The organism is Fructilactobacillus sp. X8R2C1 (assembly GCF_059900955.1).
This window is the reverse complement of the sequence record NZ_JBWXVI010000023.1, coordinates 1-281: the sequence shown is the minus strand read 5'-3', so window position 1 is coordinate 281 and position 281 is coordinate 1. Positions and strand designations below refer to the sequence as shown.

Genomic DNA, 281 nt, shown 5'->3' with positions numbered 1-281 from the left:
GCTCTAGCAGCTCCGACACCTCATCCACAGGAGACGCATACTGAGCAAGTTGAGTCAGGTATGGGTGCTTAAGCTGAGTCAGTGTTTCAGCAAGCTCTGGTAAGTATTCCATTGCTTGACGAAGTCGAGCCATATCACGTGGGCGAGCAGAACGAAGTGCAAGACGAGCAAGGATACGCTCGATATCACCGATCTGTTTTAAGGTCGGCTGGAGCTCTGCAAAGAGAGCTAAATCTTTCATTTCACCAATCGCATCTAAGCGTTGATCAAGTGCCGAGATA

The 281-nt window shown here is 49.1% G+C and carries 1 protein-coding gene; it reads right to left on the bottom strand.

Annotation, left to right across the window (positions count from 1 at the left end; genetic code table 11):
- On the bottom strand, positions 1 to 281 hold a 281-nt coding region (locus AC6UD6_RS07025), incomplete at both ends, for a hypothetical protein (RefSeq protein WP_500696180.1).